This is a genomic window from Bifidobacterium anseris (genome assembly GCF_002860345.1).
In the GTDB taxonomy this organism is placed as follows: Bacteria; Actinomycetota; Actinomycetes; order Actinomycetales; family Bifidobacteriaceae; genus Bifidobacterium; species Bifidobacterium anseris.
This window is the reverse complement of record NZ_NMYC01000001.1, coordinates 281645-294657: the sequence shown is the minus strand read 5'-3', so window position 1 is coordinate 294657 and position 13013 is coordinate 281645. Positions and strand designations below refer to the sequence as shown.

Sequence of the window (13013 nt, the reverse complement as noted above, 5' to 3'; positions counted from 1 at the left end):
GTGCGATAATGAAAGACGTATGCCCGAACGCAGGGAAAGGACAAACATGATGAATACGATGTCAACGCCCTATTCGCTCACATGCCCCGACCTGGACACCCTGACGATGGAACGCGACGACCTCGACTGCGCGATCGCGCCGATAGCACGCTACTGGACCGAGATCGACGACGATCTGCGTTCCGTGGGCGCCGAACAGGCCGCGAAAATCCGCCGTTTACGACTCGACACGGCCGAGTTCGACTATCCGCGCGCGGCCTACTGGCACGATCCCGAATCGGTCGACGTGATCGCCGACGTGCCCTACCGCGCCGACGGCGGCTACGACCGCGCCCACGGTCAGGTCCGCGGCCATCTACTCGACCTCTATCTGCCCCATGCTGCAATCGTTAGCGGCGGTGCGACGCTGCCGGTGTACATCGACGTCCACGGCGGAGGCTTCTGCTACGGGTACAAGGAGCTCAACCGCAACTTCTGCACGCATCTGGCGGCTCTGGGCTTCGCTGTATTCTCCCTCAACTACCGTCCGGCGCCGCAGACCGACCTGCGCGGCCAGCTCGCCGACATCCAGGACGCGCTGCGCTGGATCCGGGCGAATCTCGACCGGTTCCCGGTCAACCCCGACGCCGTGTTCCTCACGGGCGATTCGGCGGGCGCATGCCTCGCACTGCTGACGATGGCGATCGAACGCGATGCCGACGCCGCACAGGCCTTCGGCGCTCCCCGGCCGTCGGAGCTGCCGATCGCGGGCGGCGCGCTCATCAGCGGCGTCTACGACGTCACGGGCGCCTCCCCGATGCGCGAACGCCTGACCGCTACGCTGGGCGCCCGTTTCTTCGCCGGACTGGACGCGGCGCAGCCCTTCCTGTCCCCCGCCGCCCTCGTCTCCCGGTGCCCGCTGCCCCCGCTCTACCTGCAGACGAGCAGCGACGATTTCATCGAGGCCGAAACGCTCGCATTGGCGACCTCGCTGTCCGTTCACGGCTGCGATTTCGAACTGCATGACGAGAAGGTGCCATCCACGCGCACGCTCGGCCATGTGTTCCCGGTGTGCATGACCTGGCTCGAGGAGAGCGAGCAGGTGCTTGCGCGCATGCAGCGGTTCGCGTACCGGCTCTCTCGATAAGCGCAACGGCCGAACCATGACATGTCGCCCTCCATGTCATGGTTCGATTGATCGCACACCGCGAAGACTGATGATCTCCTGAACGCATCCCCATGATATTGGCAGCATTCGCACACGCCCCTCATATGTACGCCCCGTACAGTGGGAGACAACGAACAGAAAGGCAGCCGACATGACTACTGCAACAACCAACACCAACATCAATTCGGACAACATGAACACCGGCGCAACGGACGGCGGGGCGACGCCGGGCGCCTCCTCGGACGGCGACCTCGACTTCCGGGGCAGCGCGAACGCGGCCGGCGAGACCTCGGGATGCGGCTGCGGCTGCGCGAAGGGCGACGCGGCCAAGCAGGCCGCCAAGCGCGAAGGATCAAAGTCGAACGAGACGCCGCAGCCCGCCGAGCCGGTCAACCCCTTCCCGCCGCAGCAGGCGCCCAGCGGCGACGGCACCGGCCTCAAAGCCGGCGGCGAGCAGGCCGAGTGATCACGCCGCGCGCAGACGCTCCGCCCGTCTGCGCGTATCCGGCACCACGGCCCCGCGTTTCGCATTGAGCGATGCGCGGGGCCTTTGCGCGTCACGGTCGCGACGCTACACTGTGGTCATGCGTCGCGACCGCGACCGGCGGGCAGGCCGGGCGGCGCGGCGGCACCAGGCGGACATGATACACGGGCAAGGAGCGATGACGATGACCGATGATGAAACACGGATGCAGGTGCTTGACGACGTCGCGCGGATGGTGAGCGTCCAGCCGGAGGCGACGGTGTCGCGCACCCTCATGCGCACCGAGGGCGGCAACGTTGTGCTGTTCTCCTTCGACGCAGGTCAGGAGCTGAGCGAGCATACGGCGGCGATGCCGGTGTTCGTGCAGCCGCTCAGCGGACGCCTGCTCGTCAGGGGCGGCGACGAGGAGCGCGAGGCCGTCCCCGGCGACCTCATCTACCTCCCCACGCGTCTGCCGCACATGGTCCGGGCGCTCGAACCGTCGGTCATGATGCTGACGATGGTCACAGCCGCGCGCGCCCACGACGCCATCGACGGCTGAAACGAAAGACGCGAAAACGGCGGATTCCGTATGGTTCGCAACCCACGAACCGTTGGAATGCCGCCGTTTTCGTATGATGGCGCTACGCTCGCTCAGACGTTGAACTTGAATTCGACGATGTCGCCGTCCTGCATCACGTAGTCCTTGCCTTCGAGGCGAAGTTTGCCTTCCTCCTTGATCTTCGGCATCGAGCCATCGGCGGCCACGAAGTCGTCGTAGGAGACGACCTCGGCCTTGATGAAGCCCTTCTCGAAATCGGTGTGGATGACGCCTGCGGCCTGCGGCGCGGCCCAGCCCTTGTGGATCTGCCAGGCGCGCACCTCCTTCTCACCCGCCGTCAGGAAGGTCTGCAGGCCGAGGATATCGAAGCCGACTCGCGCGAGCTGGTCGAGACCCGATTCCTTGAGCCCGGCGTCCTCGAGCATCTCGCGGGCGTCTGCCTCGTCGAGCTCGGTGAGCTCGGCCTCGAACTGCGCGTTGAGGAAAATCGCCGGTGCCGGCGCGACCGAATCGGCGAGCTTCTTCTTGAACTCGTCGTTCATCAGCTCGGTGTCGTCGACGTTGAACACGTAGATGAACGGCTTGGCGGTGAGCAGATGCAGGTCGTACAGGTCGTCCTTGTCGATCTCGCCGGCCTGCGCCGCCTGGTCGATCGTGCGTCCCGACTCGAGGATCGTCTTCGCCTGCTTGACGGCCTCCATGTATGCCGGCTCGATCTTCCTGCCGCGCAGGTCCTTCTCGAGCTTCGGCAGCGCGTTGTCGATCGTCTGCAGGTCGGCGAGGATCAGCTCGGTGTTGATCGTGTCGATGTCGTCGGCCGGGTCGATGTGTCCGTTGACATGGACGATGTCGTCGTCCTCGAAGGCGCGCACGACCTCGCAGATCGCGTCCGCCTCGCGGATGTTCGCGAGGAACTTGTTGCCCAGTCCCTCGCCTTCCGATGCGCCCTTGACGATGCCGGCGATGTCGACGAAGGTGACGGTCGCCGGCACGATCTTCTCGGTGTGCACGAGCTTGGCGAGCACCGGCAGGCGGTCGTCGGGCAGCGGCACGATGCCGGTGTTCGGCTCGATCGTCGCGAAGGGGTAGTTCTCGGCGAGCACGTTGTTGCGGGTGAGGGCATTGAACATGGTGGACTTGCCGACGTTCGGCAGTCCGACGATTCCGATGGTAAGAGACATACCGCCCACTGTAGCGTTGCGGCTCGTCAACGCGGACCGTGGGCGGCGGCCGCCGCTCAGCCCTGTTCGATCGCGTCGACGGCGCGGACGACCGCGCCGCGGAACGCGCTCTCCTCAAGCGAAGCGACGCCCTTGATCGTCGTGCCTCCCGGCGAGCACACGGCGTCCTTCATCGCGCCCGGATGCGTGCCGGTGGCCAGATACAGCGCGCCGACGCCCTCGATCATCTTCGCGGCGAGCCGGTAGGCGGTCGCGCGCTGCAGCCCGTACTTGACGCCGGCGTCGCCGAGCGCCTCGAGGTACATGTCGGTGAAGGCGGGCGCGCAGCCGGCGATGCACATCGCGATGTCCATGTGCGCGCCGTCGACGCGTTCGATGAGCGCGATCGATCCGAAGATCCGTTCGAATTCGTCGCGCTGCGCGTCGGTGAGCGTGTTGTCGGTCTCCGTGACGAGCACGCCCTTGCCGACCGCCATCGGCGTGTTCGGGATCGTGCACTGCAGGTGGATGAGCGCGCTCATCTCCCCCATCATCGTCTCGAAGCGGTCGAGCGTCCATCCGGCGGCGATCGACACGACGAACTTGTCGGAGCCGGCGAGGTCGGCGACGAGCGGCTTGATGACCGTCTCGATCTGGTACGGCTTGATCGCCACGACGATGACGTCGGCGGCGTCGACGACCTCCTTCGCGTCGTGCAGCGCCTTCGCGCCGATCGCGCCGGTCGACGCGACGAGCTTGTCCCAATGGGCCGCGCAGGCCACGATCTGCGAGCCGTCGAGCGTGCCCGCCTCGACAAGTCCCCACGCGATCGCCTGTCCCATGTTGCCGAATCCGATGAATCCGACCGTGCACGCGTCCGTCATGTTCTTCCTTCCTTGCCGTGCGCCCTCGGCGCGCCGTCATTGTTCGCCGTCCACGCTAGCGCATCCATGTTGCGGGCGTGCGCGCGCATGCCGCGCCGCGGACACGGCGCCGGACGCCGAGGATAGTTCATGCGATTTCAGAACAGCTTGCGCAAGTCGCCGCGGTCGAGCGCCTCCCGGAACAGGTGGCGGAAGACTTTGGCGCCGTGCACACCGTCGTGTTCGAACTCGTTCGTCACCCACCAGTGCGCGTTGCCGATGCGCGCGAGCGTGTCGAGGCTCAGCGACGAGTCGACGTACATGTCGTCGAAGTAGACGGCCGCCTGCAGCGGCACCGTGTTGCGCGCGAGCTGGGCTTCGTCGTAGATCGTGCCGAAGCGCGTGCGCCCCATCAACGTCTCGACGGCCGGGCGGAACGGCCTAAGCGCGCGTTCCTGCTCGAACATCCACGGGAAGACGGCCTCGCCGGTCAGCAGCAGCGGCCGCGCCTCGGTCGAGAACTCCGGCAGCGTGTCGCGCACGCGCTGCGCCGCCCAGTCGATCGGCCGTTCGAGTTCGCCGTTCGCGTAGATGAACTCCTGCAGCGGCCAGTACAGCGCGTTCGTCGACGTGGCCGTCACGACGTCGGCGAGGAATTCGTCGGTCAGCGGCGACGTCTCCGAGGCGCTGCCGTCGCTGGCGGCGAAAGCCTTGTCGAGCAGCCAGTGCACGCGTTCGAAGCTTGGCTTCATGCCGAAGGACGAGCCGAGCGTCTGCAGTCGTTCGATGGTGAAGGGGTCACCGTTGGGCAATGTGACGTGTTCGTCGGTGAGCTTGTCGGCGAGCGTGTCGAGGCGTGCGCGGTCGAGCGGATAGCGGTCGGTGAACTGTTCGGTCTTGCGCCGCATGCGCGGGAAGGTGTGCAGGTAGACCTCGGTCGCGTCGGCGGGCACGTGCGGGATGCCGCCGGTCGTGAAGGCGGCCGCGAGCGCCGTCGGGAACAGCGACAGGTAGGTGAGCGTCAGGAAGCCGCCGTAGCTCTGGCCGAGCGTCGTCCACAGGCTGCCGGCGAACTCGGTGCGGCGCAGGTGTTCGAAGTCGCGCACGATCGAGTCGGCGAGGAAGTGCGCGAGGTAATCGGCGCCGGTCTCGCCGTCCATCGCGCCGATGACGTTGGAGTCGATGTGCGAGGAGCGTCCGGTGCCGCGCTGGTCGGGCAGCACGACGCGGAAGTGCCTGACGGCTTCGCCGATCCAGCCGTCGGAGTCGGGGTCGAGCGGGCGCGGGCCGGCCCCACCGGGGCCTCCCTGCAGGAACAGCAGCGGCGGCAGGTCGTCGTGGATGTGGTCGGGCGCGGTGAGCACGCGGTAGAACAGCTTGATGTGCGCGCCATCGAAACCGCGGCCGGGTTCGTGCCCGTTCCAGTCGAGCGGAACGTCGATCGCATGTTCCGCGACGTGCAGTCCCGGCAGATAGTATTCGGCGAGCAGTCCCATACGCGCTTCCTTCCTTGGCTGTATCGTTGGCTTGTGCGTCCCGCCCCGGGTATGCCGATGCGGTGGCGTGCATGTCCTCATCTCAGCCCGCAGTGCGGACATGGACCGGTCTCGTCCATGCGGATGATTGCCCTCGGTGTGCGCGCACGCTACGCTGGGCCGCATGTCCTTCGATTCGCTGCGCACGCGCGCGGTGCCGTGGTTCCGCGCGCACCGTGCGCTCCTCGTCGACTGTCTTGAGACGGCGTTGTTGACGCTGTTGTGGTTCTCGATGTCCGCGGGGTTCATATGGAACGATGGCGCAGGGTTGTTCCTCGACTATCCGTCGTCGTCGGGGTGGGCGCCGCTGTGCTCGGCCGTCTGGAGCGTGCTGCTGACCGCGCCGTACCTATTGCACCGTGTGCGCCCGCGCACGTCCGCACGTTGGTTCATCGTGACCGTCGTCATCCAGCTGGTGTTCGGCCCTTCTCTCGTCATCGCCGATTTCATGGCCGTGCCGATGCTGTGCGCGGCGATCGTCCATGGCGAACGCGCCGATGTGCGCCGGTACCTCATCACCGCGGGTGTCCTCGATGTGGTCACGTCGCTCGTCAACGCGTGGGTGCAGGTCTTCGGGCCGTTGCACCCATCACGCAGCGCGGATGATCTCAACGCGTATTTCGCGTGCCCGGCCCTCTCCCCGGACCATCAGGCCGTATGCGGACGCATGTTCGGTGAGGCGTTCGTCATCGTGCTCGTGTCAATCTCGCTGCCGCTCGCTATGGCCATCATCGTCGCGTTCTGGCAGCGTGCACGCCAACAGACGGTCGTACTGCTCAACGAACGCAACAACGCGATCGTCGCACGCGAGCAGGAGGAACGGCAGATCGCGGCGTCGGCGGAACGCGCACGCATCGCGAGGGACATGCACGACATCGTCGCGCACACGTTGTCGATCATCATCATCCAATCGGACGGCGGCCGCTACGCCGCGCGCGACGACGCGAAGCTCGCGCGCGAGACGATGGAGACGATCCGCCGCGAATCCGAACGCGCGTTGCACGATATGAAACGGCTGCTCGGTGTCTTCGGCGGCTCGCCGCACGCGGACATCACGGACATCGATGCGCTCATCGACCAGGCGCGCGCCGTCTCCCCCGATATGACACTCACGGTGCGCACAATCGGACAGGAACGCCCGTCCGCGCTCAGCGAGCAGTCGAGCGTCGCGATGTACCACGTCGTGCAGGAGGCGCTCACGAACATCCGCAAGTATGCGGGGGCGCATGTCGACGTGACGGTGACGGTCCGTTGGGACGTGCACACGTTGACGATCGACATCGATGACGACGGCCGTGGCGCGGCATCGTCATTGGACGGGCACAAGCCCGGCTATGGCCTGCTCGGCATGCGCGAACGCATCGAGGCGGTCGGCGGCGCCGTCGCCTCCGGACCCCGGCTCTCCGGCGGCTTCAACGTGCATGCGAGCGTCCCGCTCGGACGAGGAGGACACGGGGAGACCGGCGGATCCGAGACGTCCGTGCCCGCATCGGAGGCGATGCACGCCGACACCGGGTACACCACCGTGCATGCGGCGGATGCGACGTCCGGCAGCGACGGCGTCTCGCACGACGCGGACGGCACCGTAGACGATGTCACAGACGGCGACATCACAGCGAGCGGCGTCACAGCACCACCGCAGCGGCATGCGTCCGACGAACGCATCGTATGGCCGTTCTTCGTCAAACTCGGCGACAAACTGCGTTCGAAACCGTTCGAACAGGTCGAGGACGATAGTCCACGCAACTGGATCTCGAGGATGTCGCGCTGGACGCAACGCCACTATGTGCTCATGGACGTCATCATGTTCACACTCCTCGGATGCTTCACCTCGTTGGCGGAACCGGTCATGTTCCTGGGCACGCCGGACAATTCCCCGCGGATGCGTGCGCTCGGCGTGTTCGTGACATGGTGCATCGTCGCACCGCTCATGCTGCGCAGGCGTTTCCCACGCGCCGTCGCCGTGACCGTCGCGGCCATCTGCCTGCTGCAACTGCTCGCACTCCCCGGCTTCTATACGGCCGACCTCTATGTGCTCTTCGCGATATACGCGGTCGCTCTCTACGGCAAACCGGCCAGCTGGAAATGGGTCGTACCGCTCTTCACGCTCGGATGCACGGTGTTCGCTGCGCGATGCGCGATGAACGTCGCAGGATACCGGAGCCTGTTCGCATGGCTCTCACATACGCCGCAGCAGCTGATCGACGCGGGGTTCTACGGCTCCCCCGATGCCGTGTTCATCCAATACGGCGCGTTCGCATTGTTCTTCTGCATCATGGCGTACGCACTCGGCGCGTGGACGAAACTCGGCGGGACGAATCCACAGGTGCTCCAGGCGCGCGCCGAGGCGCTCGAAGCCGAACGCGACAAACAGCGCATCATCGCGGCGAACCACGAACGCGACCGCATCAGCGCGAACATCCGCTCGGAAGTGAGCGATACACTCAACGCGGTCATCGAGCAGACCACGACGGAACTGTCGACGATCGACGACGAACTCGCACATGGCAGAACACCATCGCCCGAGTTCATCACCGACGCGTTCGCGCAGATCGGCGCACAAGGACGCACGGCGCTCGCCCATATGCGCGAACTGCTCAGCGTACTGCGCGAAACCGGGTTCAGCGATGAGGGCGACCATGACCGGACACCGAACCTCACACCAGCGCGGCCGCTCAACGAGCAGCTCAGAAGGACGGACGGATCCGACCGCGCGCGGCGCTGAGCGCGGCGCACCCGTCCGGCTAGACTGGACGGCATGGCAGACAATGGCAGAATCCGCATCGTGATCGCCGACGATCAGGAACTCATCCGCGTCGGATTCACGATGGTCATCAATTCACAACCCGACATGCAGGTCGTCGGACAGGCCTCCGATGGCGGAAAGGCCGTTGAGCTCGTCGAGGAACTGCATCCCGACATCGTCCTGATGGACGTGCGCATGCCGGGTATGGACGGTCTGACGGCGACGGCGCGCATCACCGCATACGCGCATGCGAACGAGGAAGGCGAACGCCATACGCGCGTCATCATCCTGACGACCTTCGACCTTGACGAATACGTGATGTCGGCGATCAACGCGGGCGCTTCCGGCTTCCTGCTCAAGGACACCGAACCGGAGACGCTGCTCAACTCGATCCGCACCGTCTACCAGGGCAACGCGATCATCGCGCCGACGGCGACGAAACGGCTCATCGAGAAGATGATGGAGGGTGGCATCACCCGCGCGCAGACCGAGGCCGAGCGCGCGGCGGACGACTATGTGGACCCAGAACTCGCGACGCTCACGGAACGCGAACGCGAGGTCCTCGTCGAAATCGCGCACGGCCTGTCCAACCAGGAGATCGCCGACAGGCTGTTCATCTCGCTGCCGACCGTCAAGACGCATGTCGCGCACATCCTGCAGAAGATCAACGCGCGCGACCGCGTGCAGGCCGTCGTCTTCGCCTACGAGAACCATCTGGTGTAGCGTCCGCGCACGCCCCTGCGCATACGATTGCCCCTCCGCCCCGCGATGCGGGGCGGAGGGGCAATCCGTCATCAGCGTACCGATGACGATGGCCGGCGCGGCGTGGATGCGAGGAGAGGGAAGGTGCCGCCGCGCCGGCCACAATCAGGATTCGGCGAGCGCCTCGACCGGCGGTGTCTTCACGGCGCGCCGCGCCGGGAACACGCTCGCCAGCAGCGAGCAGACGACAGCGATCGCGAGGATGATGCCGTAGGTGGCCCAGTCGACGACGTAGACGACGTCGGCGATCGAGCTCATCACGATGTAGATGCCGAGCCATCCGAACAACGTGCCAACGACCATGCCGACGATGCTCGTGACGACCGAGATGAGCATCGCCTCGATCGCGAGCGAGCGCTTGAGCTGTCCCTTCGTCATGCCGATCGCGCGCAGCGTCGCCGATTCGCGGGTGCGTTCGATGACCGACAGGCTCAGCGTGTTCGCGACGCCGATCACGGCGATGACGACGGCGACGGCGAGCAGCGCGACGAGCAGCATGAGCATCATGTTGACCATCGATTCCCATTGGCTGCGTTCGGCGACCGGTCCGGTGAAGACCGCGGTGGGCGATCCCGCATAGTCCTTCTGGATGGCTTCGACGACGTTGGACAGTGATTGGCCCTGTTCGGGCTTGACCTTGAACATCGCGATGTCGCCGGTCTGTGTGAACGTGCCGTTCTCGAAGAGCGCGCGGTTGACGAACGCGACGGCCTCGGCGCCTTGCGAGACGCGGTGGAAGCCGTATTGTTCAGCGCGCAGCGTCACCGTCTTGCCGTAGATGACGTCACCGTCCGGCTCGCCGTCGCCCTCCTCGGGGACCGTGTAGCCGGTCATCTCGACCTTGCCGTCCTTGATGCCGAAGGACTTGCCGGTCTGGATGTTCGCGTCGGGCAGGATCACGTCACCGTCGCCAAGTGTCGGGACCGGGTTGTCGAGCTTCATGTTGAACACGCGCTGCAGCGAGGCGACGTCCGGGATGCCGATGACCTGCGTGCTCACCTTGTTGCCGTTGCCATCGGTGAACACGGCCATCGCCGTCGGCGCCTCAAGCGACGCCGCGATGCCCTGCTCGGCCGCGGCCTTGCGCGTATCGGACTGCGCGAGGTCGTCGCTGGTCACGACGATGTCGACCGAATAACGTGTATCGAGCGCTTTGTTCATCGTCGCCTTCGCGGCGGCGGCGCCCGTCGCGAGCGTCGAGATGAGCGTGACGCCGATGAGCAGCGCGGTGCCGGTCGCCGAGATGCGGCGCGGGTTCTTCTGGATGTTCGCGTCCGCGAGCTTCGCGGACGGCCCGAAGAGCGAGACGAACGCGCCCGCGGCCTTCATGAGCTTCGGCATCCAGAAGATCGCCGTCAACGCGAGGCCGATGAACGCAAGTCCACAGCCGAGCACGGCGAGCAGGAGCGCCATCTGGCTTGCCGAATCGGAGGATTGCTTGGCCATGGGGATCGATGCGACCATCGCGGCGATGCCACCGGCGAGCAGCAGCACGCCGAAGACCGCCCTGCCTGTGCGCGACTTCCTGTTCTCGCTCAGCTCGATCGGACGCATCGCCTCAAGCGGCGTGACGTTCGTCGCGGCGCGCGCCGAGCCAACCGAGGCGAGCACGGTCACAATGATGCCGAAGACGATCGGATAGACGACCGACTGCCATGTGACATCAAGCGTGAGCATACCGAGACCGTTGTCGAGGTGGCGCGTCGTCTGCGCGGCGATCGCCATGAGGCCGATGCCCGCGCCGACGCCGAGCGCCGAGGCGACGAAGCCGAGCATACCGGCCTCCTCAAGGACCGAGATGTACAGCTGGCGTTTCGTCGCGCCGATCGTGCGCAGCAATGCGAGCGTCTTGCGCCGTTGTGCGACGAGCACCTGGAATGTGTTCGCGATGACAAGCGCCGCGACGACCATCGCAAGCACACCGAACGCGAGCAGGAACTGCTTCGTGACGTCGCCGCCGCTATCGCTGAGTTGTTTGATCGCCTGCTCGTTGAGCTGCTCGCGCGTCATAAGCCGGTAGTGTTCGGGCAGCTGCGCCTTGATCTTCCCGGCGACTGTGGACGCATCGGCCGGGTCGACGTACAGGAACGCGCCATAGCCGTTCAGGTCGTCATACGACGGATCGGACAACAGCTTGGTCATGAGCGCCGCGGAGAGCACCGATGCGCCGCCGTAGTACCCGTACACGTTGTGCGGATCGGTCGTCAGTCCGACGATCCTCGCGGTGATGTCGACGGGCCTGTCGACATAGGTGCCGCGCACGGTGACCGTGTCCCCGACATGCGCGTCAAGCTGGTCGGCCGTCTTGGCCGGGATCGCGATCTCATCATCGGTCATCGACGACGGCAAACGGCCTTGTGACGCCTTGACCGGCAATATCCTGCCGTCTTCGGCGCCGAGGATGCCGTAGCCGCTCGCATGCGCATCGCCTTCGGTCAGCATGATGTTCGTGTTGACGTCGAGGCGGGCGCTTTCGACACCGTCGATCCCGCCGATCCGCTCGACCTCGGCACCGGTGAGCGACGGCACTTCCCCATCGCTGCGCAACGTCGCGTCGTCGAGGCTGACCGCATAGTTAGATTGGCCGTATTTGCCCGTCGTCTGATCAACGAGCGAAATGTTGAGCGCGTTCGTGAATAGCAGTGTCGCCGTGATGAACGCCGTGCCGATGAGAATCGCGATCCCCGCAGGGATGAGCATCCTCATGTTCTTTTTCATCATCTGCATCGTCACCGATAGCATCGTCATATCCTCCCTTGTGTTCCGATGGACGTCCCGGTGGCGTCTCAGCGCATGGGCTGCTGCGTGCGCAGCGCCTTGTGGACCGGCAAAGGCACCGTCCCGCCTCCGCGCGTCGCCTGTTCACGCTCCCGCATGAGCAGTTCGCTCATCTGCGCCGCCGTCGGATCGTCGACGTCCGCGACGATGTTGCCGTCGGCGAAGACGATCGCACGGTCCGCGTAGGACGCGGCGACCGGATCATGGGTGACCATGATGATCGTCTGGCCGAGTTCCTTGACGGAGCTCTTGAGGAAGCTCAGCACCTCGGCGCTCGAGACCGAATCGAGCGCGCCCGTCGGCTCGTCGGCGAAGACGAGCGCAGGCTTCGTGATGAGTGCGCGAGCGATCGCGACACGCTGCTGCTGGCCGCCCGAAAGCTCGTTGGGCCGGTGCGCGAGGCGGTCCTGAATGCCAAGTGTGCGCACGAGCAGGTCGAACCACTGGCGGTCCGGCTTCGCGCCGGCGAGCGTGAGCGGCATCAGGATGTTCTGTTCGGCCGTGAACATCGGCAGCAGGTTGAAGCTCTGGAAGACGAAACCGATGCGTGTGCGGCGCAGCATCGTCAGCTGCTTGTCGCCGAGCTTCGTCAGGTCGTGCCCTTCGAACATGACGCGGCCGCTACTCGCGCCGTCGAGTCCAGACATCGTGTGCATGAGCGTCGACTTGCCCGAGCCGGACGGTCCCATGATTGCCGTGAAGCGGCCCTGTTCGAAGGCGACGTTGACGCCGCGCAGCGCGTGGACGACGCTGCTGCCCTCGCCGTAGTCCTTGACGAGGTCAATCGTCTCGATCGCCGTGCGCGGCGAGGCGGCCGTGAAAGGCCGTGCCGTGGTGTTCGGCGTCATCTGTGTGGTTGCAGTGCCCATCTTCGTTTCCTTTCGCCGGCGCGGTTGCTCCGCGCCGTTTGTGGTTTCGATGGCATCCACGCTAGGCGTCCCGCGGCGTCGGCGGCATCGGCCGAGCGACGGAAAAGCGGTGCGGGCATCATCCGTAA

10 protein-coding genes are annotated in these 13013 nt (G+C 65.7%); 5 read left to right on the top strand and 5 right to left on the bottom strand.

Translation table 11 applies throughout. The annotated features are described in order from the left end of the window. Positions 1–46: 46 nt before the first annotated feature. The 3 genes from CGZ88_RS01215 (at position 47) to CGZ88_RS01205 (ending at position 2172) form a co-directional block, all read left to right on the top strand. A complete protein-coding gene (locus CGZ88_RS01215) occupies positions 47–1126 on the top strand; it encodes an alpha/beta hydrolase (RefSeq protein WP_051198582.1) in 1080 nt (359 codons plus the stop codon). Between the two features lie 172 nt (positions 1127–1298). Continuing rightward, positions 1299–1613 (top strand): hypothetical protein, encoded by a 315-nt coding sequence (locus tag CGZ88_RS01210; RefSeq protein WP_231371425.1) that lies wholly within the window; start codon positions 1299–1301, stop codon positions 1611–1613. 202 nt (positions 1614–1815) lie between these two features. Next, entirely contained in the window at positions 1816–2172 is a 357-nt protein-coding gene (locus CGZ88_RS01205; RefSeq protein ID WP_026645043.1) for a cupin domain-containing protein, read from the top strand. A 92-nt stretch (positions 2173–2264) separates the two neighbouring features. Here CGZ88_RS01205 and ychF read toward each other — a convergent pair whose 3' ends face one another. The 3 genes from ychF to CGZ88_RS01190 all read right to left on the bottom strand — a co-directional run bounded on the left by ychF (position 2265) and on the right by CGZ88_RS01190 (position 5691). After that, positions 2265–3353 carry a redox-regulated ATPase YchF gene (ychF, locus tag CGZ88_RS01200; protein WP_101670897.1) on the bottom strand — a complete coding sequence of 363 codons (1089 nt, stop codon included), beginning with the start codon at positions 3351–3353 and terminating at the stop codon, positions 2265–2267. Positions 3354–3409: 56 nt separating this feature from the next. Continuing rightward, the gene (proC, locus tag CGZ88_RS01195) at positions 3410–4216 is read right to left on the bottom strand and encodes a pyrroline-5-carboxylate reductase (protein WP_101670896.1); all 807 of its coding nucleotides are present in this window, start codon (positions 4214–4216) and stop codon (positions 3410–3412) included. A gap of 137 nt (positions 4217–4353) precedes the next feature. Then, on the bottom strand, positions 4354–5691 hold the full coding sequence (locus CGZ88_RS01190) for an alpha/beta fold hydrolase (RefSeq protein ID WP_026645046.1): 1338 nt from the start codon (positions 5689–5691) through the stop codon (positions 4354–4356). Between the two features lie 163 nt (positions 5692–5854). Between CGZ88_RS01190 and CGZ88_RS01185 the strand changes: the two genes are divergently transcribed. Together CGZ88_RS01185 and CGZ88_RS01180 are read left to right on the top strand one after the other, a co-directional pair. Further along, complete coding sequence (locus tag CGZ88_RS01185; protein ID WP_101671101.1) at positions 5855–8455, top strand: sensor histidine kinase; 2601 nt, start codon at positions 5855–5857, stop codon at positions 8453–8455. A gap of 33 nt (positions 8456–8488) precedes the next feature. Beyond that, on the top strand, positions 8489–9199 hold the full coding sequence (locus CGZ88_RS01180; protein ID WP_026645048.1) for a response regulator: 711 nt from the start codon (positions 8489–8491) through the stop codon (positions 9197–9199). Positions 9200–9343: 144 nt separating this feature from the next. On the opposite strand, the gene CGZ88_RS01175 is transcribed toward CGZ88_RS01180, so the two are convergent. Then, entirely contained in the window at positions 9344–11980 is a 2637-nt protein-coding gene (locus CGZ88_RS01175) for an ABC transporter permease (protein ID WP_101671100.1), read from the bottom strand. Positions 11981–12024: 44 nt separating this feature from the next. Continuing rightward, on the bottom strand, positions 12025–12864 hold the full coding sequence (locus CGZ88_RS01170; RefSeq protein ID WP_101670895.1) for an ABC transporter ATP-binding protein: 840 nt from the start codon (positions 12862–12864) through the stop codon (positions 12025–12027). Positions 12865–13013: the final 149 nt, after the last annotated feature.